Consider the following 23,121-nt stretch of genomic DNA (forward strand, 5'->3'; position numbering starts at 1 on the left):
GGACCAAGTCGAGGTCGCCTTGATCGGGTTTCCGGCTAAACTGTTCCCCGATGCGCCGCGACGTCCTTGAGCTTCGCCAGTTCTACGCCTCGTCCCTTGGCCGGGCGGCGCGGGAGATGGCCGCGCGCAAGGTGGTCGAGGCCTGGGGCGGGGTGCAGGGCCAGGACGTGCTGGGCCTGGGCTATGCCACCCCCTTCCTGGAGCCCCTTCGCCCCGCGGCGCGCCGGGTGGTGGCGGCCATGCCCGCCCAGCAGGGGGTGGAGCTGTGGCCGGCCCACGGCGCCAATCTCGCCTGCCTGACGCCCGAGGACGCGCTGCCGTTCCGCAACGCCATGTTCGACCGCATCCTGGCGGTCCATGCGCTGGAGGAAAGCCCCGACCCCCTGGCCCTGATGCGCGAGGTCTGGCGGGTGCTGGCGCCCACCGGCCGCGTGGTGGTGGTGGTGGCGGCCCGCAATGGCCTGTGGGCCAACGCCGAGGCCACGCCCTTCGGTCATGGCCGGCCCTATAGCCGCGGCCAGCTGGGCGAGCTGTTGCGCGAGGCCGAGCTGGAGCCCTCCGGCTGGACCCGCGCCCTCTATGCGCCGCCGATGGGCATGCTGGCCGGCTGGGCCGAGGGGTTCGAGCAGGCCGGCTCGCGCCTGTGGCCCGGCTTTGCGGGCCTGTTGCTGATGGAGGCGGTGAAGCAGACCTTCGCCGTCAAGCCACGGGCCCAGAGGGTGCGCTCCCGGGTGGCCCGGCCCGTGCTCAACCCCTTGCCGGCCGGGCGGGCGCCTGTTTCCAGGGCGCCGACCCATGCCGCCGTCGCGAGTCTCTTGGAGTCGGCGACGGAACGCCCTAGCCTTGGCCCAGACGTTCCAGTTGGAGATCCCCCATGAAAATGATCGTCGCGGTCATCAAGCCCAGCCGCCTCGACGCGGTGCTCGAGGCGGTCACCGAGGCGGGGGCCTCGGGCCTGACGGTCACCGAGGTGCGGGGCTATGGCCGCCAACGCGGCAAGACCGAGGTCTATCGCGGCGCCGAATACGAGGTGAAGCTGCTGCCGAAGGTGAAGCTGGAGATCGCCGTGCCGGACGACATCGCCGAGGCGGTGGTCGAGGCCGTGGCGCGCACCGCCAACACCGGCAAGATCGGTGACGGTAAGATCTTCGTCCTCGACCTGGAAAAGGCCATGCGTATCCGCACCGGCGACACCGACGCCGCCGCTATCGCCGGCTAACGCGTCAACCGAACAAGGGCGGTTCGGCCGGCGCGGGCGCGACCAGGCCGATAGGCGCCTCGCCGTGGGTGTCCTGCGGCGCAGGCGCGCCGTGGTCCGCCGACAGGGTCGCAACGCCAGGCCCGGTCACCAGCACATAGGCGTCCTCGACGCCGTCGCCGTTCACATCCACCCCGACCCGCACGGCCGGGCCACCAGCCGTCTTGGCCAGCATGGACAGGTTCGAGGGCTCGGACAGGATGTCGGCGACAGCGGTCACACTGACGATTGAGGCCGCGGCGCCGGAGGCCAGCACCAGCTTGTCGCCGGCCCCGAAGTCGAGGATCACCCCCGCGGGCGCGGAAGGCTGCGCGCTCGCCGCCAGGCCGAAGTTCGGGCCGCTTGTCGCGCGGGCCTCAATCACGAACTGATCCTGGCCAGCGGTGCCACGGGCCACGCCGCCGTCAGCCACCGCGATTCTGCCGCCCCCTTGATCATTGGCCGGTCGGGGCGGGGCCTGGAAGTCCGGCCCGCTCGCCGGGGTAGCGACCTCCGCCACCGGGCCTTGCGCGGGCGCCGCCGCGGCGGCTGGCGCTGAGGCCGTCGCCGCCGCGACCCCGGTCAGGCTGCCCGCCGTACGCAGGTGGGCGACCAGGTCGATCTCTGACGGAGCGAGGCTGTGCAGGGCGCTAGAGGTGGCGTGGTCGGGCAAGGCGTGCGGGTTTCCGGCCACCATGTCCGCGCTAGCCGATGTGTGAGGCAGGGGCGTCTCGGCCGAGGGCGCGGGGGTGTCACTGTCCGGCTCCGGCGCCGGCGGGCGGACATCCAGGGGTGGTCCGTGTCCGCGCAGGGCCTCCTCGACGAACAGGGTGGCCATGACCAGGGCCAGCAGGGCCTGGGCCTTGCGCAGGTCCACGACGGTGGCTTCCGCTGCGCCCAGCAGGCGCTTGAGCGCGCTCCACAGGGTGTCGGTCCGGCGCACAGCGTCCTGGGCCGCGTCGTGGATCACGAACTCGCCGTCGATCCGGGCGATATGGATCAGCACTTCGTCCCGCTCGTCCTGGATCACGCACCAGGGGTCGCCGGCGTCCGAGACTCCATAGGCGACCTCGACCCGCGCCCCGCGCGCCATCAGCCGCTCGGCCAGCTCGCTCAGGCGCGCGCGCTCCCCCGACGTCCAGTCGCCGACCGGGGCGCCAGGCGTGAAGGGGACGATATTGCTCATGCGCTGGCGCGATCCTCGTGGGCGTCATCGCCGAACAGCAGGCGATAGAGCTCGGGCTCATAGTGGCGCAGCAGGGTGCGGGCGAAGGCGCTTTCCTCCAGCCCCACCGCCTGGGCCCAGGCGGCCTGGGACTCGATCGGCACCCGGCCCAGCCCGCTCTCCACCTGGCTGACGAAGGTGTAATAGCGCAAGCCTACCCGTTCTGCGAGTTCCGCCTGGGTCAGGCCGGCGGCCTCCCGCGCGGCCTTCAGCCAGCGCCCGGCGGCCTGGCGCAAGGACTTGATGGCGGCGGCGCGGGCCGGGTCGACCGCAGGTCTGGGCATGGGTGCGGAGCTCCGACGACAAGGCGGCTTGCGGCCTGCCTACATCGTATATAGTAATTACTGCACAAGTTTCGACATCACGTTTTAAAGCTCGTGACAGCCGCAACATAGACCGAAATTCCAATCCCGCCACAGCTTTCGTTCGGATCCCCCATGCGCCTTCGCCTTCTCCTCCTCGCCGCGGCCTCCCCCCTTTGCATGACCGCGGCGAAGGCTCACGCCGAGACGGTGATCACCACGGCGGTGACGACGCCCCTCGCCACCGCTACGGCGGCCAATGGCGGCCCGGACGATCTGAGGGTGGCGGCCACCGGCTCGGTGAAGCCCACCAGCGGGACGGCCGTCACCCTCAACTCCAACAACCGACTGACGGTGGAAGGCGCCGTGGCGATCCAGAACGCCGACAACGCGACCGCCGTCCTGGTCCAGGGCGGCCGAACCGGCGAGCTCAAGCTATCCGGCGCCCTGACGGTGGACGAGACCTACGAGCCTGCGGATGCGGACAAGGACGGCGACCTGGACGGCGCCTTCGCCAAGGGGACGGGCCGCTACGGCGTCCGGGTCACGGGCGCGGAGGCCTTCCATGGCGCGATCCTCAGCACGGGCGCCATCACCGTCGAGGGCAATGAGTCCGCCGGCATCCTGCTTGAGACCGCCATCGACGGGGCGCTGAAGACGGGCGGCGTCGCGGTGACCGGGGACCGGTCCTTCGGGGTTCGCGCGCGGGGCGCCATCGGCGGCGATGTCCTGGTCAACGGCAATGTCCAGGCGATCGGCAAGGACGCGATCGGCCTGTCGCTGGAGGATGCGGTCGGCGGGCGGCTGGTCATCGACCATGCGATCACCGCCACCGGCTATCGTTTCACCACCCGCCCCGCCGACACCTCCAAGCTCGACGCCGACGACCTGCTGCAGGGCAGCCCCGCCGTGCGCATCCAGGGCGACATCAAGGGCGGCGTACTGATCGACGCCCCGCCCGCCGACCTGGACCCCAAGGACGCGGACGAAGACAAGGACGGCGTTCCCGACGCCCAGGAGACCACCGGGACCCTGACGGTCTATGGCGCGGCGCCGGCCCTCTCGGTCGGGTCCGCCAGCCGTACGGTCCGGCTGGGCGCCGGCGCGGCGGGCTTCGGGCTCGATATCCGCGGCGTCGTCCAGGCCCAGGGCGTCTATGACGGCGTGACAGCTACCGGCGTCCAGTTGGGCGGCCAGGGCCAGGCGGTGATCCTCGACGGCGGTCTGCGGGTCTCGGGTCAGGTCATCGCGGCGGCGGCCAAGGCGGACGCCACGGCCCTGCGCTTCGGGGCCGGCGCCAATGCGCCGATCCTCGCCAACAGCGGGGTCCTGAAGGCGACCTCGACCGAGGCGGCCAGCGTGCAGGCGGTACGGATCGAGGCGGGCGCGGTCCTGCCTGCGCTCAACAACACCGGAGCCATCACTGCGGGGGTCGCCGGCTCCAAGGGCAATGCGACCGCGATCCTCGACGCGGCCGGTGCGATCCGCACCCTGACCAACACCAACCAGATCGCCGCCAGCGTGACCGCAAGCGGCGCCGAGCCCGTGACCGGCCGGGCCATCGCCTTGGACCTGCGGGCCAACACCGCCGGCGTGACCGTGCGCCAGAGCGCCAACGCCGCCAGCACCATCACCCCGGCCATCACAGGCGATGTGCTGTTCGGCGCGGGCGCCGCGCGGCTGGAGCTGCTGACCGGCAAGCTGGACGGCGCGGTGGCCTTCGGGACCGGCGCCGACGTGCTGGTGATTGATGGCGGGGCGAAGTTGACCGGCGCCCTCACTGACGCCGGCGGAGGCCTGAGCGTTGAGATCGTCAAGGGCAGGCTGACCGCCACCAACGCCCAGGCCGTGGCCCTGACCCGCCTCAACCTTGGCGCGGGCGGAGAGCTGGTGATGAGCCTTGACCCCGCCGCCAAGGCCTCGACCCGGTTCGATGTCGCCGGCGCCGCCACGCTCGCCGCCGGGGCCAAGATCGGCTTGCGCCTGACCTCCAAGCTGACCGAGGCCCAGAGCTATACGCTGATCAAGGCCGGCGCCCTGACCGCGGGGACGCTGGACCAGAGCCTGCTGGGGACGACGCCATGGCTCTACAAGGCGACCTTGCGGGTGGACCAGCCGCAGAACGCCGTGGTCGCCGATGTGCGCCGCCGCACCGCCGCCGAGGCCGGGCTGAACGCCGCCGAGGCCAAGGCTTACGAGGCGGTGTTCGCCAATTTCGACCGCGACGTCGCGGTGCGCGACGCCCTGCTGGCCAAGACCGACGGCGCCGGCTTCGCCAGGCTCTACGACCAGTTCCTGCCAGACCATGCCGGCGGCCTGTTCGAGGTGATGGCCCAGGCCTCTCGTGCCTCGGGTCGGGCGGTGGATCAGGACGCGCCCAACCTGGCCGGCGACGGGGTGCGGCTTTGGACCCAGGAACTGGCCTTCATCGTCCGACGCGATCTTGACCGGACCAGTTCCTATGACGCCACCGGCTTCGGCGTCGCCGGCGGGGCGGAGATCCCGTCCACCGACCTGGGCGTCCTGGGCCTGCAGACCAGCTTCCTGGGGGTGAATGTCGATGAGAAGGGGGCCGCGGCGGCCGAGTCGCTGGACGGCTCCCTGCTCCAGGTCGGCGCCTATTGGCGCGGCGGCTCGGACGGCCTGTCGGCGACGGTCTCGGTCAATGGCGGCTACGCCTGGATGAAGTCCAACCGCACGGTCTCCGACGCGGCGCTTGGCCTGTCGCGCACCGCCAAGTCTGACTGGTCGGGCAAGACCCTGGCCGTGCACGCCGACCTGGGCTGGCGGCTGGAGGCCGGCCGGCTCTATGCGCGGCCGCAGCTCACCGCTGACTACTTCCTGCTCAAGGAGGACGCCCGCCGCGAGACCGGCGGCGGCGCGGCGGTCGACCTGACGGTGGACGCCCGGACGGGCGAGCAGCTCGCCGCCTTCGCAGGCGTGACCCTGGGCGCGGACTGGAGCGAGGAGAGCGCCCTGATCTGGTCGCCGGAGCTCACCCTGGGCTGGCGGCAGGTGTCCGGCGACGGGGCGGGGGTCACGACCGCCCGCTTCGTCGCCGGCGGCCCGGCCTTTTCCATCGCCGCGCCGGATGCGAACGGCGGCGGCGCGGTGGCGCGGCTGGCCCTGAGGGCCCAGGGCCAATATGTCGACCTGGTGGTCGAGGCCGGCGGCGAGGTTCGCGAGGACTACCAGGCCTATGACGCCCGGGTCGCTGTGCGGATGGCGTTCTAGGCCATGGGCGGCGCGGAACTGCTCTGTGGCCTCGCAGCCATCGCGGTGGGGATCGCCGACCTCGCGCGCCAGGAGGCGACGGAGGGCCAGCTGCGGTTCTCCGCCGCCATGGCCCTGTCCGGCCTGGTCACCGCCGCGGTGCTCGGGGTGGCCGACTGGCGAGCCATCCAGGAGACCCCGCTGATCGTGGTCGCCTTCATGGGGATCGGGGAGCTGGCCCTGACCTGGGTGGATCTGAGGCGCCTGCAGGGCCTGCCGCCGCCCTCCTGGCTGGCCTAATCGCGCTCAGGCGCTTCGCGCGCGGGATTTCGCCCGCTATGTACCTCTCCAGGCTGATGGAGAGCGCATGGACCGGCTGATCCTCGTACGGCACGGCGACGCCGAACGCGATTCCGCGACGGGCGACGATTTCGATCGTCGGCTGTCGAGCCGCGGATGCGAGGAGTCGGCGCGCATGGGCGAGACCCTGGCTGAGCTGGGCATGATCCCGGACCTCGCCCTGGTGTCGGGCGCCGTACGGACCCGCGAGAGCTGGGCGGCGATGTCGCAGGCCTTTCCCAACGCCGAAGCGCGCTTCGAGGACCCGCTATACCTGGCCGAGGCCGAGGTGATCCGGCGGCTGGCGGACGCGGCGGGCGCGTCGGCCCGCACGGTGCTGGTGGTCGGGCACAATCCGGGCCTGCAGGAGCTGGCGGTGCGGATGATGCTGGAGGGCGGAACCAGCGGCGGGCCGGTGTCGCGCGCCCAGTCCGGATTTCCCACCGGCGGGGCGGCGGTCTTCCTGATCGATTCGGCCGGCCGGCCGCACTATGACGGCCTCTTCTATCCCCGCGACCGGACCTGAGCCCTTGGGACGCATCTACAAGATCCTGCCGCGCGCCGACTGGGAAGACGCCCGGGCGGCCGGCGTCTTCGACGGCTCGGCGGTGGACCACGCCGACGGCTTCATCCACTTCTCCACCGCCGCCCAGGCCCAGGAGACGGCGCGCAAGCACTTCGCCGGCCAGTCCGGCCTGGTGGTGCTGGAGATCGAGGCCGACGACCTGGCCGGCCCCGCCCTGCGCTGGGAGCCCTCGCGCGGCGGCGATCTCTTTCCGCACCTCTATGTCCCGCTGGAGACCCGCCATGTCCGCGCCGTGCATGAGGCGCCGCTTGGACCCGACGGCGCTCCGGTGATCGGAATCCTGCCATGAGCCTGCTGCACGACGGCGTCGCCCGCGTTCTTCACCTGCTGGACGCCGAGACGGCCCATGGGGTCAGCATCAGCGCCCTGGAGCTGGGCCTGGGGTCGCGCGCGCCGGCGTCTGAACCGATCCTGGCCACCACCGTCGCAGGGCTCGCCCTGCCCAACTGCGTGGGCCTGGCGCCTGGCTACGATAAGAACGCCCAGGTGTTCGGGCCGATGCTGGCCTCGGGCTTCGGCTTCGTGGAGTGCGGTACGGTCACCCCGCTGCCCCAGGCGGGTAATCCAAAGCCCCGCCTCTTCCGCCTGTCGGAGGACCAGGCGGTGATCAACCGCATGGGCTTCAACAATGCCGGGCTGGAGGCCTTCGCCGGACGCCTGGCCCGCCGCGGACCGGGCGTTGTGGGCGCCAATATCGGCGCGAACAAGGACGCCGAGGACCGGATCGGCGACTATGTCACCGGCCTGACCCGGCTGTGGGGTCTGGCCAGCTATTTCACCCTCAACATCTCCTCGCCCAACACGCCGGGCCTGCGCGCCCTGCAGACCAAGGCGGCCTTGGACGAACTCCTGGGGCGGACCATGGAGGCGGCCAAGGCCCTGCCCGCTGAGGGCCGGGTTCCCCTGTTCCTGAAGGTCGCGCCCGACCTTGAGGACGGCGAGGTGGAGGCCATCGTCGAGAGCGTGGTGGCCCACGGGCTGTCGGGGATCATCGTCTCCAACACCACGATCAGCCGGCCGCCCCTGAAGTCGCCGCATGCCGGCGAGACCGGCGGCCTGTCCGGCGCGCCCCTGCGCGACCTGGCCCAGGCCATGATGGGCGTCTTCCATCAGGCGGCGGCGGGGCGCGTGGCCCTGATCGGGGCCGGCGGCATCGCCTCGGGCGCCGACGCCTACGCCCGCATCCGGGCCGGGGCCAGCGCGGTCCAGCTCTATTCGGCCCTGGTCTATGGCGGCCCGGGCCTGGTGGTCCGGATCCGCCGGGACCTGGCCGCACGGCTGCGCGCTGACGGCTTCGGCGCCGTGGCGGACGCCGTGGGCGCGAACTGACCGGCGTGGACCTTCGCCTCCCGCGCGAGTCGGCGGTGCGTTGCCGAAGGCCGCGCTATGCCGTAACGGGGACAGGTCATGGCCGACGCCCCTGAGCCTCAGGCGACCGCGAAGCCGTCCCGGACGCGCTTCTTCTGGCCGGGCGGCCTGTCGGCGCGCCTGCTGATTCTCACCACCCTGTTTGTCGCTGGGGCCGGCGCCCTGGCCCTGCCGCTCACCATGGCCTCCTTCGAGGAGCAGTGGCTGCTGGACCGGGTGCGGGCCGCCGAGCTCGCCTCGCTGTCCACCGAGGTGGCGCCTGACCGGGGGGTGAACCAGCAGCTCTCCGACCAGCTCCTGAAGGGCGCAGGGGTGGAGACCATCGCCATCCAGGCCGACGGCCTGCGCCGGCTGGTGCTGCAGGGCCCGCGCCGGGCCCGCGCGCCCTATCTGGTCGACCTGCGCGACCAGGCGCCCCTGTCCTGGGTCGCCGCGCCGTTCCAGACCCTGTTCGGCGGTGAGGGCCGCGCCGTGCGGGTGATCGCCGAGCCGCGCTTCCGCCAGGCCGACTTCGTCGAGATCGTCGCCCCTGACACCGAGCTGAAGAAGGCCCTGGGCGCCTATGTCGGCCGCCTGGTCCTGGTCACCGCCTTTGTCGCCGGGCTGGCGGGCCTGCTGGTCTTTCTGTCGCTGAACCTGTTCCTGGTGCGGCCCATGCAGCGGATCACCTTCGCCATGGAGCGGTTCCGCGCCGACCCCGACGACCCAGAGGCCCACCTCGAGCCCTCCGGGCGCCGCGACGAGATCGGCCGCGCCGAGGTGGAGCTGGACCGCATGCAGGCGGACCTGAGGGTGGCGCTGAACGCCCGCGCCCGCCTGGCCGCCCTGGGCGAGGCGGTGGCCAAGATCAATCACGACCTGCGCAACATGCTGACCAGCGCCCAGATCGCCTCCGAGCGCCTGGCCATGGTGCAGGACCCCCAGGTGGCCCAGGCCCTGCCGCGCCTGGAACGGGCCCTGGACCGCGCGGTCAAGCTGGCCTCGGACGTGCTGGCCTATGGCAAGACCGAGGAGCCGGCGCCGGACGTGCGCCCCACCCCCCTGGCTGAGGCCCTGGAGATGGCGGCCGAGGAAGCTCGCATCCTCGACCGCGGCCACGCCTTCTCCAACGAGGTGGCCGAGACGGAACAGGTGATGGCCGACCCCGACCAGCTGCACCGCATCCTGGTCAACCTGTTGAAGAACGCCCGCGAGGCCATCGAGCAACAGTCGGGCCGCGACGGACCCGGCGTTCTGCGGGCGAGCTTCGTCCAGGAGCCGGGCATGGCCGTGATCCGGATGGCCGATGATGGGCCAGGCGTGCCGGAGCGGGCGCGCGAGCGGCTGTTCCAGCCCTTTGCCGGCTCCAGCCGGCCGGGCGGCGCGGGGCTTGGCCTGGCCATCGCCCGTGAACTGGCCCAGGGCCACGGCGGCGACCTGAGCCTGGCCGAGACGGGGCCGGAGGGCGCCGTGTTCGAACTGCGCCTGCCGGGCGCCGCGCCCGCCCTGGAGACGCCCAAGAAGGCGCGTCGACGCCGGAAAGCGGAAAACTGACGCTCCGGGCCTGTGATTCCCCCAGGGCGCCGCTAGTTTAACCCCCAGTTCATTCGCACTTGGGGGACACCCATGAAGAAGACCCGTCTGCTCGCCCTGGCCCTGTGCGCCGGGCTGAGCACCCAGGCCTTGGCCGCGACCGCGCCCGCCAAGGCCCCGATCACCCACGAATCCCTCTGGATGATGAAGCGGGTCGGCGCGCCCGTGGTCAGTCCGGACGGCAAGTGGGTGGTCTACGCCATCAACGAGCCCGCCTATGAGGGCGACAAGGCGGTGAACGACCTGTGGCTGGTCTCAACCGACGGCGGCGCGCCGCGCCGGCTGACCAACACCAAGGGTGGCGAGAGCGATGCGGTCTGGTCGCCGGATTCCACCTCCATCGCCTTTGTCGCCAAGCGTGAGGGTGACGAGGCGGGCCAGGTCTATGTGCTGGACATCGTCCATGGCGGCGAGGCCCGCCGGGTGACCAGCGTCTCCACCGGCGCGGCCCGGCCCCAGTGGCGGCCGGACGGCGGGGCGATCCTGTTTGAGAGCTCGGTCTTCCCGGGCGCGGCGGACGATGACGCCAACCGCAAGGCCGCCGCCGACAAGAAGGCGCTGAAGTACAATGTGCGCATCTATGAGCGCTATCCGATCCGCTACTGGAACGAATGGCTGGACGACCGCCAGCCGACCATACTGGTCCAGTCCCTGGAGGCCGGCGCCAAGCCCAAGGACATTCTGGCCGGGACCAAGCTCGCCACCACCAATGGCTTTTCCGGGATCTTCGGCGGCGATGCGACCCCCTCGCTGAAGCCGGTCTGGAGCCCGGACGGCAAGGAGGTGGTGTTCATCGCCACCACCGAAGCCTGGACCGCGGTCCGCGCCAATGTCGGCTACCAGATCTATCGGACGGCGGCCGCCGGCGGGGCCGAGCCGGTCGCCGCCAGCCCGGTCAAGGGCGACTATGACAAGCTGACCTTCAGCCCGGACGGCAAGTTCCTCTACTTCACCTACGCCGAGCAGGATCAGGAGATCTACCAGCTGCCGCGCCTGAACCGGCTGGCCTGGCCGGGCGGCGGCGCCCACACCCTCGTGGCCCGCGACTTCGACCGCGAGCCGGCGGAATTCGCCCTGACGCCGGACGGCGGCACGGCCTATGTCCTGGTCCCCGAGGCCGGGATGGAGAACCTCTACAAGGTGGCCTCCAGCGGCGGTAAGCCCGAGCTGGTCATCGCCCCGAAGACCGGCGGCTACACCAGCCTGGCGATCCCCGAAAAGGCCGCCAAGCCGATGCTGATCGGCGCCTGGGGCAGCTCGGTGAACCCGACCGAGATCGTGCGCATCGACCCGGCCGCCAAGCGGCATGTGAACCTGACCTCGGTGAATGTCGCCGCCGCCCAGGCCATCGACTGGAGCTCGCCCCTCCACTTCACCTTTACGGCCAAGGACGGCCTGCCGATCCACTCCATGCTGGTGACGCCGCCGAACTTCGATCCGAAGAAGAAGTACCCGGTCATGGTGCTGATCCACGGCGGTCCGGCCAGCACCAACCCCGACCAGATCGGCCTGCGCTGGAACTATCACCTGCTGGCCGCCTCGGGCGTCGTGGTGCTGATGAGCGACTACAAGGGCTCGGTCGGCTATGGCGAGACGTTCAGCCAGGCGATCAAGCTCGACCCGCTTAAGGGTCCAGCCGAGGAGATCGACCAGGCCGTCGACGAGGCGCTGAAGCGCTACGCCTTCCTGGACGGCTCACGGATGTGCGCGGGCGGGGCCTCCTATGGCGGCCACCTGACCAACTGGATCCAGGCCACCTCCACCCGCTATCGCTGCCTGATCAGCCACGCCGGCGAGGTGGACCTGCTCACCCAATGGGGCGAGAGCGACGGCAACTATGGCCGCGAACTGACCAATGGCGGCCCGCCCTGGGCCGGCTCGCCGATCTGGGTCGAGCAGAGCCCGATCACCCACGGCGCCGACTGGAAGACCCCGATGCTGATGTCGATCGGCGAGCGCGACTATCGCGTGCCGCTGGGCAACACGCTGGAGGCCTGGGCGGTGCTGCAGCGCCAGCAGGTGCCCAGCCGCCTGCTGGTGTGGCCGGACGCCTGGCACTGGATCACCAAGCCCGAGGACAGCCGCAAGTTCTACGGCGAGGTCGACGCCTGGCTGACCAAGTACCTGAAGCCCTAGGGTCCGGACTCAATTGAGTTCGTGGCGGCGGAACTCCTCCCGTTTCCTTCTCCCCTTGTGGGAGAAGGTGTCGGGCGACAGTCCGACGGATGAGGGGTCGCGCCACCTTGTCCGCAATTGCCCACATCGCTCGTCTGGAGAGGTTTGAGAGACCCCTCATCCGACCCTGCTCCGCAGGGCCACCTTCTCCCACAAGGGGAGAAGGACGCCTCACGGCGATCTGGCGAAAGTTTATTGAGTACGGAACCTAGGCCTTGCGCATCAGGGCTGGCGCGCGACCCCCTCGCGACGGGGGTCCGCGCCGCCCGTCAGGCCCTGCGGCGTAACCAGGATGCCGTGCAGGCCGGAGCCTTCGCCGCCGACCGGCGAGATCTTCACGCCCCTGGCCGCAAGGCCGTCCAGCACCCCAGGGGCCCAGCCGTTGGCCTCCGAGGCGTAGTTGTCGCCGCGCGCGATCAGGTTCGGCAGCATGATCGCTTCCTGCATTGACAGCTTCCAGTCGATGACGCCCACCAGGGCCTTCAGGTTATAGGCCAGGATGTTGGAGCCGCCGGGGGAGCCGACCAGGGCCACCAGCTGCTTCTTCTTGTCCAGCACAATGGCCGGGGCCATGGACGAGCGAGGCCGCTTGCCGCCGGCGACCGCATTGGCCATGGGCGCGCCGTCCTTGTCCTTCGGGGCGAAGGAGAAGTCGGTGAGCTGGTTGTTCAGGAAGAAGCCGTCGACCATCCGGCCGGTGCCGAAGATGCTCTCCACCGTGGTGGTCATGGAGACCGCGTTGCCGTCGGCGTCGACGATCACCAAGTGGGTGGTGCCGCCGGGCTCGGCCGTGGCGTCGGGGGCGCGGACGCCGGCGCCCTTGGGATTGCCGGGACCCGGCGCGGGGCCGGCCTTGTCCGGGGCGATCAGGGCGGCGCGGGCCTTCAGGTACTTGGCGTCCAGCAGGCCGGCCATCGGCACGTCCACGAAGTCCGGGTCGCCGTAATAGCGATCACGGTCGGCGTACATCAGCCGCTGAGCCTGGGAGAACAGGTACCAGCCCTCGACCGAGGTCGCGGTGGTCTTGTCGAACTTGGTGTTGGCCAGCAGGCCCAGGCCTTCCAGCACGGCCGGGCCGCCCGACGGCGCCGGCGGCACGCAGACGATATAGACCCGATAGGGCCGGCAGACCGCCTCGGTGGCCTTGGGCTGATAGGCCTTCAGGTCGTCCAGGGTCATGGCGCCCGGCAGGGGGCCGTCCGTGGTGCGCCGGACGATGTCCTCGGCGATCTTGCCCTCCAGCAGGGCCTTGGGCCCTTCGGCGGCGATCTTGCGCAGGGTGGCGGCGTAGGCGGGGTTCTTGAGCAGGTCGCCGGCCTTGTACTTGGCGCCGTCCGACTTGGTGAAATAGGCCACGGCGTCGGGCTGGCTGGCCTGCGGGAAAGGGCCAGCGATCATTCCGGCCAGGCGCGGGCTGACCACAAAGCCCTGATCCGCCAGGCGCTCGGCGTCGACGAACAGGTCCTTCCAGGCCAGCTTGCCGTGCTGGCCTTGCGCCAGATGCAGCATGGCGACGGCGCCGGGCACGCCGGTGGCCCGGCCGCTGGTCACCGCCTGCATGAAGGGCATGGGCTTGCCGTCGGCCCCCAGGAACAGGTCCGGACCGGCGGCCTTGGGCGCGGTCTCGCGGCCGTTATAGGCGGTCACCTTGCGGGTCTTGGCGTCGTAGTAGGTCATGAACGACCCGCCGCCGATGCCGGAGCTCTGCGGCTCCACCAGGCCCAGCACCGCCTGGACGGCGACGGCGGCGTCGACCGCCGACCCGCCCTTGCGCAGGACGTTCAGACCCGCCTCCACCGCCAGCGGATTGGCGGCTGCGACCATGCCCTTGCCCTGGACAGGCGGGGTCTTGGCGTCGGCGGCGGACAGGGGGAGCAGGGCGGCCGCGAGGAGGGCGGCGAAGGACCGGAAGGACAACACGACAATAAGCCTTTCGAACAGTATGGCCCCACCATAGCGAGCCGCGCGTGGACAACAAACGTCCGCTCGTGCTCTTGGCTCGGTCATGACCGAAAGACCGCCCGCCGCCCCCGGAACGCGCAACCTGATCACCGACGTGCCCGGCCTGAAGGTGGGCCAGGCCCACGACGCCGCGGCGCGCACCGGCGTGACCGTGATCCTGCCCGATGACCGGGCGGTCGCTGGCTGTGATGTGCGCGGCGGCGGACCCGGCACGCGCGAGACCGACGCCCTGGCGCCGGAGAACCTGGTGGACGCCATCGACGCTATCGTCCTGTCCGGCGGCTCGGTCTACGGCCTAGCCGCCGCCGACGGCGTCGTGGGCTGGCTGGGCGCGCAGGGGCGGGGCTATGGCCTGGTGGCGCGGCCGGGCGTGCCGCCGTCGCCGGTGGTTCCCGCCGCCATCCTCTATGACGTCGCCAACGGTGGCGACCGCAACTGGGGCGAAGAGCCGCCCTATCGCCACCTGGGCCGCGCGGCGGTGACGGCCGCCGGGCTGGACTTCGATTTGGGCACGGCGGGCGCAGGCTACGGCGCGATGGCGGGTGGGCTGAAGGGCGGAACCGGCTCGGCCTCCATCGTCTCCGCCGACGGCTACACGGTGGGCGCCGTGGTGGCGGTGAACAGCTTCGGCTCCGTCGTGGCCCCCGGCGGGCGGACCTTCTGGGCCGCGCCCTTTGAACTGGACGCCGAGTTCGGCGGCCTGGGGGCTGCGGGCCTCGCCGCCGGCCCCGACGACTGGGGCCTGGCCAAGGCCGACCCTGCCCAGCGGATGAACACCACCATCGCCTGCGTGGCCACCGACGCCATCCTGACGCCGGCCCAGGCCAAGCGTGTGGCGATCATGGCCCAGGATGGTCTGGCCCGCGCCATCCGCCCGATCCACGCTCCCTTCGATGGCGACGTGGTCTTCGCCCTGTCCACCGGCCGCCGGCCCCTGGGCGAGGCCGCCGACTTCACCGTCGCCCGTCTGGGAACGCTCGCCGCCGACTGCCTGGCCCGCGCCGTGGCCCGCGGCGTCCACGCCGCGACGGCTTGGCCGGGCGTGCGCGCCTGGTCGGACCTGTGACCGGATGCAAAAAGAATCTCGCAGACCCGCTTGCGCTTTCCGCGCGCCCCGACTAGGTACTGCGCCCTCGCCGTAAGGCAATGCGCGCCCGTAGCTCAGCTGGATAGAGCATCAGACTACGAATCTGAGGGTCGGACGTTCGAATCGTTCCGGGCGCGCCACTTCTTCCTGAAAATCAGCGACTTCCGCTTCTCGGGCCTCAAGCCCCGTCGAAGTCCTCGCGCGTGACCCGCCAATAGCCGTCCAGCCAGGCGAGGATCTCACGGGCGCCGGGGTGGTCGTGTTCGCTGAAGCGGGCCCGGAGGCGGGCTTCGGCGGCGGGTTCCAGCTTTTCGCGGCCGATGTCCTGGAGCCAGAGCAGGTTGCGGACGACGAGGTCGCCGAGCTCCTGGCCCAGCACCTGGTGCGCGGCGGCGCGGGTGGCGCGACCGTACTCGTAGGCGTCGCCTTCCGCATAGGCCATGGCCTGGGTGATCATCGGGATGCGGGTCAGGATCGGCTGCAGGGCCGGGTTGACCGCGTGGCCCGCCAGGCGCGGGGCGAGACTGGCCGGTCGGCCCGTCATGCCGCGCAGGTGCAGGAAGGGGCTCATGCGCGGGCCGTCATTGACCGGGTAGTTGTCCCACAGGAACGGCTTGCGTCGCATGGCCTCGGCGATCCGGTCCAGGTGGCCGGGGCTGTAGGCGGGGGAACAGACCTCCTCGCCGGTCCAAAACATCTCGATGCGCGGATCGAGGTCGCGGCCCAGGTCTTCGAGATAGCCGCCCGGCGCCTTGCCGAACACCACCTCCAGCAGGATGTCGTCGCTGTAGTAGGTGGGACAGAAGATCAGCCGGTCGGCGCGGGTCCGCTCGGCGATCCAGTGGACGATCTCGGTCTGCATGCGGGCCAGGCCGTCGACATCGCCGCGCATGTCGTCGAACAGGATGGCTAGGTCGCGGACGCCGGCGGCGTCGAGGGCGGCCAGCTTGTCGGTGAGGGCGGCCTTGGCCTCAGGCCCGAAGTCCAGCCACAGCTCAAAGGGCGACAGGCCGACGCCGAAGCGGACGCCTTCTGCGGCGCAGTGGGCGCCGAACGTTGTCAGCTCGGCCTGGGTCTCGGTCGGATGCGGCTCGCGCCAGCGCTTGCGCAGGAAGGGGTCGGCCTTGGGCGCATAGGTGAAGAAGCCATAGCCGTGCGGCTTCAGGGCGGTGACCTGGGCGGCGCGGTCGGCCCAGGACCAGGGCTTGCCGTAATAGCCCTCGATGACGCCCAGCCGGGCCTTGGGGTCTTGCATGCGGGCGGCCTTCCTAGCGTGGCGCGAAGCGGGCGCGGAAGCGCTGGACGACGATGGGCGCGAGGGCGGCGGTGACGCCCCCGGTGTCCGCCACCCAGTTGTTCAGGGCCAGGTTGAACGGCGCGCCGTGCAGCAGTTGCAGGCCTGCGAGCGCCAGGGCGAAAAGAAGATAGCCCACACCCAGCCGCCGGATCTGCATCCGCGGCATGGCCGCGGCCCCAGCCAGGGCGGCGACGTAGAAGGCCGCGAAATGCTCCAGGTAGTGGGAGCGCAGCATCTTGGGCACCAGCCAGCCCGGCGCGATCACCGCCAGGACGATGGCGAGCACGGTCGCGCCGAAGGCCAGCCGCGCGCCCACGGCCAGGATTCCGGTGTCCGGGTAGGGGCTCTGAGTTTCCCAGTCCATGCGAGGGTCTATTCCGCCGCCGTCTTGAGGCCCGCGGGCTTGCGCGAGCGGTGATAGGGCCGGTCGCCCAGCACGGTGGCGCGGTTCATGATCCGGCGGTGGGGCAGGTAGTCGTTCACGGCGTAGTGCTGGGTGATGCGATTGTCCCAGAAGGCCACGGCGTTGGGCGTCCAGCGCCAGCGGACCAGGAACTCCGGCTTGGTCACATGCTCGAACAACATGTTCAGGATGGCGTCGCTCTCCTTGCGGCGCAGGCCCTTGATCCGCTCGGTGAAGCCGAAATTGACGAACAGGGCGTCCTCGCCCGTCTCCGGATGGGTGCGGACCACGGGGTGCAGGACCGGCGGGTGCTCGGCCAGGGCCTTGGCATGCTTGTCCTCGCCAGCGCCCTTGGCGACGATGCCGCGCTGGGGAAAGCCGCGGGCGAAGTCGTGCACGGCGTCCAGGCCGCTCAGGAACTCGCGGAAAGCCGGCGAGAGAGCGTCATAGGCCGCCTTCATGTCCGACCAGATGGTGTCGCCCCCGACCGGCGGCAGATGCTTGGCGTAGAGGATCGAGGCCATGGGCGGGGTCTCGATGAAGGTGACGTCGGTGTGCCAGCTGTCGTTGTCGGTCGGGTTGTCAGCGTGGTTGTCCAGGATGAACAGTTCCGGTGCCTCGGGCACGCCGGGATAGAGCGGATGAGTGTGCAGGGCGCCGAACCGGGCGGCGAAGTCCCGGTGCTGAACCGGGGTCAGGTGCTGGTCTTCGAAGAAGATGACCTTGTGCTTCAGGAAGGCCGCCTTGACCTGGGCGAAGGCCTCATCGTCCAGGGGGCGGGACAGGTCGGCCCCCTCCACCAGGGCGCCGAGGGTCGGGGTCAGCGGCTTGATCTCGATGCGGCTCATGGGGCGCTCCTGTTCACCACATCTAACGCCGCCCCGGCGAATTTCGCCAGAGCAGGCGGGAATCCAGAGCAGGCGGGAATCATGCGAGAAGGAGCCCATGTCCAGCCCGCCCGGCCTTCCCGACTTCGACCTGCCGATGATCTTTGGCGACAAGGTCGCGGGCCTGGGATTCCAGTCGGGCACCTTCCGTCTGGCCCTGGCGGCCAATGTGACGGACGCCCAGGGCAAGGAGCAGGTCGTGAAGTCCGGCTTCCTGATCCTCAGCGCCAACGGCATGGTCGAGCTGCGCAGCCAGATCGACCAGATGCTGGGCGAGCTGGAGCGCCGCGGCGTGCTGAACCTGCGGCCCGAGAAGCTCGACGGCTAGAGGCCGTCTTAGTGGAAGGTCGACGGCGGCGCGGGCAGCGCGGCCGTCGCGGACGGGCGCGGAAAGGTCAGTTCGAGACCCGAGCCCTCGGCGTCAGCGGCCAGGCGCAGCCGGCCGCCCAACTGTTCGACCATGGCGTTGAGGAGCAGGGCGCTGTCCAGGCTGGCGCTTGAGACGCCCGTGCGCCCGTCGATGCGGCTGATCCGGAACCGCGCGACATGCTGGCTGGCGGAGAGCCGGACCCGCAGGCGGGCGGTGGGTTCGCGGGCGGACAGGGCGCCGACACATTCCAGCAGGGCCACCCCAAGCGACGTCGCCTGGTCGCGGGGCAACAGGACGGAGCCGGCTTCCAGCTCCGGCGCCGGGGCGCTTCGGCGCTCGGCCGCGCCGGCCAGCAGGGCGCGGGCGAAGGCGGTGAAATCCACCAACTCATCGGACTGGCCGGCGACGTCGCGGTGAACCCGCGCGATCAGCAGGGAGCGCTCAGAGGCGCGGGTCAGGGCGCCGGACATGGCCTCATCCCGTTCGCCCTGGGCCTGGAGGGCGAGCAGGCCCGAGATCAGCTGCAGGTGGTTGGTCACCCGCTCGGACAGTTCGCCGAACAGTTCGGCATGGCTGTCGGCGCGGGCCTCCGCCCGGTGCTGGCGGGCGGCGAGGTCTTCAAGCGAGCCCTTGAGCCCGGTGATCAGGTAGATCGCGGTCGTGCAGTTCAGGAGATAGAAGCCCAGCCCGGCCAGGACACCGGTCTCGGTTTTCCAGGTGAAGGGCGGGGGCACGAACATCCAGTAGGCGAGCCCCGCGGACAGGCCCATGGCCATGGCGGCTGGACCCGCGCCCAGGCTGTAGGCCGCGAACAGCACCACGGGATAGAACACCGTGTACGGGTGTCCCGGGCCGAACAGCGGCGCCAGCAGGAAGCGGACAAGCAGGGCCGTGGCGACCAGGGCCGCGGCCGTGGCGTAGCCGAGCTGGCCGGTTCTCATGGCCTGGGCGAGGGGGGATCGCTCGGCGAGGTTACGCTTGGAACTCATCTGTGCGGACTTTGGCGGCCGCCAAGGGGCCTTTGAAAAGCACCCTTACCGTGTACAGCCGCCACGTCCAGCCCTTTAGGGTGTCTTCTTCGGCGGATTGGCGCCCACGTCCATGATCAGCTTGGTCAGCAGATAGAGCCGGGGAGTCAGGGTCTTAAGGTCAAGGTACTCCTTCTCGGAGTGGAAACCGCCGCCCACCGGGCCGAGGCCGTCGAGGGCCGGCGTGCCCGCGTCGTGGGCCAGGGCCGATTCCGAGGCCCCGCCGTTGCCGCCCTCGCCGAGGGTCAGGCCGAGGGGGGCGTAGATCGCTCGGGCGCGGGCCGCCAGGCTCTGGGTCCAGGGGTTCTCCGGCAGGGGCGGGAAGGAGGTCTCGCGGCTGACGGTCACCTTGGTGTCGGGGATGACGGTGGTGGCGGCCGATTGTTCGAAGGCGGCCTGGACGGCCTCCAGATCGGCCTTGTCACGCATCCGCACATTGATCTGGGCGCGGGCGTTCTCCGGGATGATGTTGTAGCGCGAGCCAGCGTTGATGATGGTCAGGTTGACGGTCAGGTCGTCGCCCGCGTGCGGAAACTGCTCCACCGTGGCCAGCTGGTGCACCAGTTCGGTGGCGGCGTTGCGGCCGTCCTGGGGCGCGACCCCGGCGTGAGCGGCGCGGCCCTTGACGTCGATATTGATGGTCGACGAGCCCTTGCGCCACACAGTGACCGAGTCCGGCGGATCGCCGGGCTCCAGGTTCAGCTCGACGTCGTGCTCGCGCACCAGCTTGTCGATCAGCTTGCGGGTCCCCGGCGAGCCCCGTTCCTCGCTGGTCTCGATCAGGAAGGTGATCTTGGCGAAATTCTTGAAGCCTAGCTGCTTGAGGAGCTTGAGCGCGAAGACGCCCTCGACCACCCCGCCCTTCTCGTCGGACACGCCAGGGCCGCGGGCCCGATCGCCCTCGATGCTGAAGGGCCAGTTGGCCACCGTGCCGGGACCGAACACCGTGTCGATGTGGCCGATCAGCAGGATGCGGGTCTTGCCCGTGCCGGTCAGGGTGGCGACCGTATTCTCGGGCAGGCCCTCGATCTCGGCCGGCACGCTCTCGACGGTCATGCCCAGGGCCTGGAGGTGGGGGATGAGCACCGCGGCGACCTTGCGGCCGCCTTCGACGTCGCCGGTGCCGGAATCGATGTTGACCACCTGCTTGAGCAGGTCGAGCTGGGCGGGCCGCGCGGCCTCGGCCGCGGCCCACACCTTGCCGTCCTTGCCCGCCGCCTGGGCCTGAGCCCCGGCGCCCGCCACCAGGGCCGCCGCGCAGGCGCCCAGGAGCCATTTGGAAGTCATCGTCGCAATCCTCGGAAAACTGAGGCGCGGAGCATGGCTGGCGGGCGGCGTCACGACAAGGGCGCTATGGCCTGAGCGCCTGTGGGGTGAAAGTCGGACTGGCGCATGCCTCGCGGTTCTGGCTCTGATGGCGGCGCTCTAAGGGGGGACAGACATGGCCGTGGGCGCCGCGAAACCGATCAATCCGATGCTCGTGGTGGCGATCTGCTTCAGCATCGCCGCGCTCGAGGGCTATGACATCCAGGCCTTCGGCATCGCCGCGCCGCAGTTCGCGCCCCAGCTGAAGCTTGATCCCGCTCAGATGGGCTGGGCCGGCAGCGCCGCCATGATCGGGCTGATGCTGGGCGCCTTCGTCGGCGGCTGGGCGGCGGACCGGGTGGGCCGACGACCGGTGCTGGCGGCCTCGGTGGCGGCCTTCGGCCTGTTCTCGGTGCTGACGGCCTTCTCCCAGTCCTTCGAGGTCCTGACCCTGTCGCGGTTGCTGACCGGGATCGGATTCGGCGGGGCCATGCCCAACCTGATCGCCATCGCCACCGAGATCGCCCCGCCCAACCGGCGCGCGGCGACCACCACCTCGATGTTCTGCGGCCTGCCGGCCGGCGGCTCCCTGGTGGCCCTGATCGCCCATCAGGGCGACCAGATGATGGACTGGCGAACCATTTTCCTGATCGGCGGGGCCCTGCCTCTGCTGCTGACCCCTGTGATCCTGTGGTTAATGCCCGAGACCCGACCCGCCCATGATCCCGCCGCCGACCGCCGGCTGCTGGCCGGGGTGTTCGCCAAGGGGCGCGCCGTTCCGACCCTGCTCATCTGGGTGGTGTTCGGCCTGGACCTTCTGGTCACCTACCTGCTGCTCAACTGGCTGCCGACCCTGGTGGTGGCCAAGGGCTTCACCCCGGCCGAGGGGGCCACCGCCTCCCTGTGGTTCAACGGCTTCTCGATCATAGGCGCCCTGGTCCTGGGCTGGCTGGCCGACCGGGTGGGCTTCCGTTGGCCGGCGACCCTGATGTTCCTGGTGCTGGCCGGCGCCATGTACGGCCTGGCCCACGCGGTGGGCTTATCCTCGATCCTGACCTGGGCGGGCCTGGCCGGCTTCGTGGTGGTGGGGGGGCTCTACGTCCTCTACGCCTTGGCGCCGATCTACTATCCGGCCCCGATCCGCGCGGCCGGGGCCGGGGCGGCCATCGCCGTCGGGCGCCTGGGCTCCATCGCCGGCCCGATCATCGCCGGCCAGCTGCGGGAAGCGGGCTACAGCCCCGGTGAGGTGTTCGCCGCCATGATCCCCGCGGCCCTGATCGCCGCGGCGGCGGTCTGGGGCCTGATGACCGTGGGCAAGCCAGTCGAGGACTAGGCTTTGCGGGCGGCCTCGGCCGCCAGCCGCACCGCCTCGGGCAGGGTCTCGAACCAGGCCCGGGGCGACAGCCGCTCCGCCACCCGGCGGCGGCCGGCCTCGGCCAGGCGGCGGCCCAGCTCGGGCTTCAGCCTCAGGCGCTTCAGGGCCTCGGCGGCGGCGTCGATGTCCGGCTCGGCCCAGGTCTGGCCGCTATAGATGCCCTGCGGGTCCTGCACCGCCGTCTGGCGGGCCGGGATCATCAGGCCGCAGCTGTCGTCCATGAAGTCCAGATTGCCGGACCAGGCGGTCGCCACCACCGGCGCGCCCAGCGCCATGGCCTCGGCCATGGTCAGGCCGAACCCCTCCGCCCGGTGCAGGGAGATCAACACGTCCGCCGCCGCGATCAGGCCCTTGACCCGTCCATAGGGCCAGACGGCGTCCTCCAGCGTCACATTGGCCGGCGCCAGGCGGCGCAGTCGTTCCAGGGCCTGGGGATGCTGGTCGCCGTTCTGGGTCTTGATCACCAGGTGCGCGGCCGGGTCGTCGCCGAAGGCCTTGGTGAAGGCGGCGATGGCGCCCTCGGGATTCTTGCGCGCCGCCGAGGAATTGAAGTCGAACAGGGCGACCGCCTGGAAGTCCGCGCGCCGGGGCTCGGGCGCGATGTTGCGGTAGTCCTCTAGGAAGAAGGGGTGCGGCACCACACGGACCGGCGTGGGAGCGCCCGCGAAGGCGGCGGCCGTATAGGCGCTGGGGGCCCAGATTTCGTCGAGGGTCTCGGCGTGGCGCAGCCAGGCGGGCGGGACGGCCGGCAGCTCCCAGGCCCAGTAGCCATAGCGCGGACCCTTCAGCCGGCGCGGATCGAGCCGGGCCAGGGCGGCCATCATCTCCGGAGCGTTGACGTGGAAGATCCACGGGCCGGGGGGCAGGGCGGCGCGGCTGCGCGGCAGCCAGCCGAGCTGGGCGCCAGTCGCGTCGACGGACTCCACCGGGACGTTCAGGGCCTCGAAGGCCCGGACGGCCTTGAGCGCCGAGGCGGCGATGCCGTGCGAGCCGGCGAACAGACCGACCACCCGCAGCGGTCCACGCCAGGTCTCGGCCTCGTGCGGCAGCACCGCGGCGCGGCGGACCTGGGCCTCGAGAAGGCGTGCGATGGCCGGCTGGGCGGCCCGGCGCAGGGGCATGGGGGTGACGGCGCGCCAGACCTGCTGGGCGAGCTGGAAGGCGCTCATGCCTGCTCCGCGGCGCGCCAGGTCACGCCCTGGGCCAACAGGGCGACGGCGTCGGCGGGGATCAGGCCCGGATGGGTCTCGAAGCGGACGCGGCCCGCCTGGGCTGGCGCGGCGGCCGCCTGGCCGTCGGCGGTGCGGAACCGACCGGTCGCCGCCTCATAGACCAGGCCGGGGTCGCCCCCTGGGGTCCAGGTCTCGACCACCCGCAGCAGGTCACAGCC

General features: G+C 71.0%; 22 protein-coding genes and 1 tRNA gene. 13 read left to right on the forward strand and 10 right to left on the reverse strand.

Features of this window, described 5'->3' with window-relative positions; all coding sequences use genetic code 11:
• The first annotated feature begins 50 nt into the window (after window positions 1–50).
• The gene (locus ACFQ27_RS11545; RefSeq protein WP_374343077.1) at window positions 51–878 is read left to right on the forward strand and encodes a class I SAM-dependent methyltransferase; all 828 of its coding nucleotides are present in this window, start codon (window positions 51–53) and stop codon (window positions 876–878) included.
• Entirely contained in the window at window positions 875–1,219 is a 345-nt protein-coding gene (locus tag ACFQ27_RS11550; protein WP_374343074.1) for a P-II family nitrogen regulator, read from the forward strand. Before ACFQ27_RS11545 ends, ACFQ27_RS11550 begins: the two co-directional genes overlap by 4 nt.
• Before the next feature lie 4 nt (window positions 1,220–1,223).
• On the opposite strand, the gene ACFQ27_RS11555 is transcribed toward ACFQ27_RS11550, so the two are convergent.
• Together ACFQ27_RS11555 and ACFQ27_RS11560 are read right to left on the reverse strand one after the other, a co-directional pair.
• Window positions 1,224–2,423, reverse strand: a complete 1,200-nt coding sequence (locus ACFQ27_RS11555; RefSeq protein ID WP_377353691.1) for a hypothetical protein — start codon at window positions 2,421–2,423, stop codon at window positions 1,224–1,226.
• Entirely contained in the window at window positions 2,420–2,746 is a 327-nt protein-coding gene (locus ACFQ27_RS11560) for a helix-turn-helix domain-containing protein (protein ID WP_377353692.1), read from the reverse strand. Before ACFQ27_RS11560 ends, ACFQ27_RS11555 begins: the two co-directional genes overlap by 4 nt.
• Window positions 2,747–2,899: 153 nt before the next feature.
• On the opposite strand from ACFQ27_RS11560, the gene ACFQ27_RS11565 reads away from it, so the two are divergent.
• The 7 genes from ACFQ27_RS11565 (at window position 2,900) to ACFQ27_RS11595 (ending at window position 11,978) form a co-directional block, all read left to right on the forward strand.
• Window positions 2,900–5,998, forward strand: a complete 3,099-nt coding sequence (locus ACFQ27_RS11565) for an autotransporter domain-containing protein (protein ID WP_377353693.1) — start codon at window positions 2,900–2,902, stop codon at window positions 5,996–5,998.
• 3 nt (window positions 5,999–6,001) lie between these two features.
• On the forward strand, window positions 6,002–6,277 hold the full coding sequence (locus ACFQ27_RS11570) for a hypothetical protein (RefSeq protein WP_374343066.1): 276 nt from the start codon (window positions 6,002–6,004) through the stop codon (window positions 6,275–6,277).
• 67 nt (window positions 6,278–6,344) lie between these two features.
• The gene (locus ACFQ27_RS11575; protein ID WP_374343064.1) at window positions 6,345–6,842 is read left to right on the forward strand and encodes a SixA phosphatase family protein; all 498 of its coding nucleotides are present in this window, start codon (window positions 6,345–6,347) and stop codon (window positions 6,840–6,842) included.
• Window positions 6,843–6,846: 4 nt separating this feature from the next.
• On the forward strand, window positions 6,847–7,191 hold the full coding sequence (locus ACFQ27_RS11580) for a DUF952 domain-containing protein (protein WP_374343062.1): 345 nt from the start codon (window positions 6,847–6,849) through the stop codon (window positions 7,189–7,191).
• Window positions 7,188–8,231, forward strand: coding sequence for a quinone-dependent dihydroorotate dehydrogenase (locus ACFQ27_RS11585; RefSeq protein WP_377353694.1), 1,044 nt, complete (start codon window positions 7,188–7,190; stop codon window positions 8,229–8,231). Before ACFQ27_RS11580 ends, ACFQ27_RS11585 begins: the two co-directional genes overlap by 4 nt.
• A 78-nt stretch (window positions 8,232–8,309) precedes the next feature.
• Window positions 8,310–9,803, forward strand: a complete 1,494-nt coding sequence (locus ACFQ27_RS11590; RefSeq protein ID WP_377353695.1) for a sensor histidine kinase — start codon at window positions 8,310–8,312, stop codon at window positions 9,801–9,803.
• Window positions 9,804–9,875: 72 nt separating this feature from the next.
• The gene (locus tag ACFQ27_RS11595; RefSeq protein WP_377353696.1) at window positions 9,876–11,978 is read left to right on the forward strand and encodes a S9 family peptidase; all 2,103 of its coding nucleotides are present in this window, start codon (window positions 9,876–9,878) and stop codon (window positions 11,976–11,978) included.
• A 261-nt stretch (window positions 11,979–12,239) separates the two neighbouring features.
• Here the strand turns inward: ACFQ27_RS11595 and ggt are convergent, their stop codons facing one another.
• Entirely contained in the window at window positions 12,240–13,937 is a 1,698-nt protein-coding gene (gene ggt, locus ACFQ27_RS11600) for a gamma-glutamyltransferase (protein ID WP_377353697.1), read from the reverse strand.
• Between the two features lie 85 nt (window positions 13,938–14,022).
• Here ggt and ACFQ27_RS11605 point away from each other — a divergent pair, with 85 nt between their 5' ends.
• Both ACFQ27_RS11605 and ACFQ27_RS11610 read left to right on the forward strand, forming a co-directional pair.
• On the forward strand, window positions 14,023–15,045 hold the full coding sequence (locus ACFQ27_RS11605) for a P1 family peptidase (protein WP_377353698.1): 1,023 nt from the start codon (window positions 14,023–14,025) through the stop codon (window positions 15,043–15,045).
• Between the two features lie 84 nt (window positions 15,046–15,129).
• Window positions 15,130–15,206: transfer RNA gene (locus ACFQ27_RS11610), tRNA-Arg, on the forward strand.
• Window positions 15,207–15,244: 38 nt separating this feature from the next.
• Here the strand turns inward: ACFQ27_RS11610 and ACFQ27_RS11615 are convergent.
• Genes ACFQ27_RS11615 through tauD form a run of 3 tightly spaced genes read right to left on the reverse strand, consistent with a single transcriptional unit; the run spans window position 15,245 to window position 17,614 of the window.
• Complete coding sequence (locus tag ACFQ27_RS11615) at window positions 15,245–16,321, reverse strand: beta-N-acetylglucosaminidase domain-containing protein (protein ID WP_377353699.1); 1,077 nt, start codon at window positions 16,319–16,321, stop codon at window positions 15,245–15,247.
• A gap of 13 nt (window positions 16,322–16,334) precedes the next feature.
• Window positions 16,335–16,727 (reverse strand): hypothetical protein, encoded by a 393-nt coding sequence (locus ACFQ27_RS11620; protein ID WP_374343048.1) that lies wholly within the window; start codon window positions 16,725–16,727, stop codon window positions 16,335–16,337.
• Window positions 16,728–16,735: 8 nt separating this feature from the next.
• The gene (gene tauD / locus ACFQ27_RS11625) at window positions 16,736–17,614 is read right to left on the reverse strand and encodes a taurine dioxygenase (protein ID WP_374343046.1); all 879 of its coding nucleotides are present in this window, start codon (window positions 17,612–17,614) and stop codon (window positions 16,736–16,738) included.
• A gap of 97 nt (window positions 17,615–17,711) precedes the next feature.
• Between tauD and ACFQ27_RS11630 the strand changes: the two genes are divergently transcribed.
• Entirely contained in the window at window positions 17,712–17,981 is a 270-nt protein-coding gene (locus tag ACFQ27_RS11630; protein WP_374343044.1) for a hypothetical protein, read from the forward strand.
• A gap of 8 nt (window positions 17,982–17,989) precedes the next feature.
• Here ACFQ27_RS11630 and ACFQ27_RS11635 read toward each other — a convergent pair whose 3' ends face one another.
• Both ACFQ27_RS11635 and ACFQ27_RS11640 read right to left on the reverse strand, forming a co-directional pair.
• Window positions 17,990–19,012 carry a DUF4118 domain-containing protein gene (locus tag ACFQ27_RS11635; RefSeq protein ID WP_374343042.1) on the reverse strand — a complete coding sequence of 341 codons (1,023 nt, stop codon included), beginning with the start codon at window positions 19,010–19,012 and terminating at the stop codon, window positions 17,990–17,992.
• Window positions 19,013–19,087: 75 nt separating this feature from the next.
• Window positions 19,088–20,338 (reverse strand): glutamate carboxypeptidase, encoded by a 1,251-nt coding sequence (locus ACFQ27_RS11640; protein WP_374343040.1) that lies wholly within the window; start codon window positions 20,336–20,338, stop codon window positions 19,088–19,090.
• Between the two features lie 154 nt (window positions 20,339–20,492).
• On the opposite strand from ACFQ27_RS11640, the gene ACFQ27_RS11645 reads away from it, so the two are divergent.
• The gene (locus ACFQ27_RS11645) at window positions 20,493–21,689 is read left to right on the forward strand and encodes an MFS transporter (RefSeq protein WP_374343038.1); all 1,197 of its coding nucleotides are present in this window, start codon (window positions 20,493–20,495) and stop codon (window positions 21,687–21,689) included.
• On the opposite strand, the gene ACFQ27_RS11650 is transcribed toward ACFQ27_RS11645, so the two are convergent.
• A complete protein-coding gene (locus ACFQ27_RS11650) occupies window positions 21,686–22,900 on the reverse strand; it encodes a glycosyltransferase family 4 protein (protein WP_377353700.1) in 1,215 nt (404 codons plus the stop codon). The genes ACFQ27_RS11645 and ACFQ27_RS11650 overlap by 4 nt on opposite strands.
• The coding region (locus ACFQ27_RS11655; RefSeq protein ID WP_377353701.1) for a hypothetical protein at window positions 22,897–23,121 on the reverse strand (225 nt) is incomplete at its 5' end. The genes ACFQ27_RS11650 and ACFQ27_RS11655, both read right to left, overlap by 4 nt.

Origin of the sequence: Phenylobacterium conjunctum (genome assembly GCF_042679085.1) — a bacterium.
Classification (GTDB): Bacteria; Pseudomonadota; Alphaproteobacteria; order Caulobacterales; family Caulobacteraceae; genus Phenylobacterium; species Phenylobacterium conjunctum.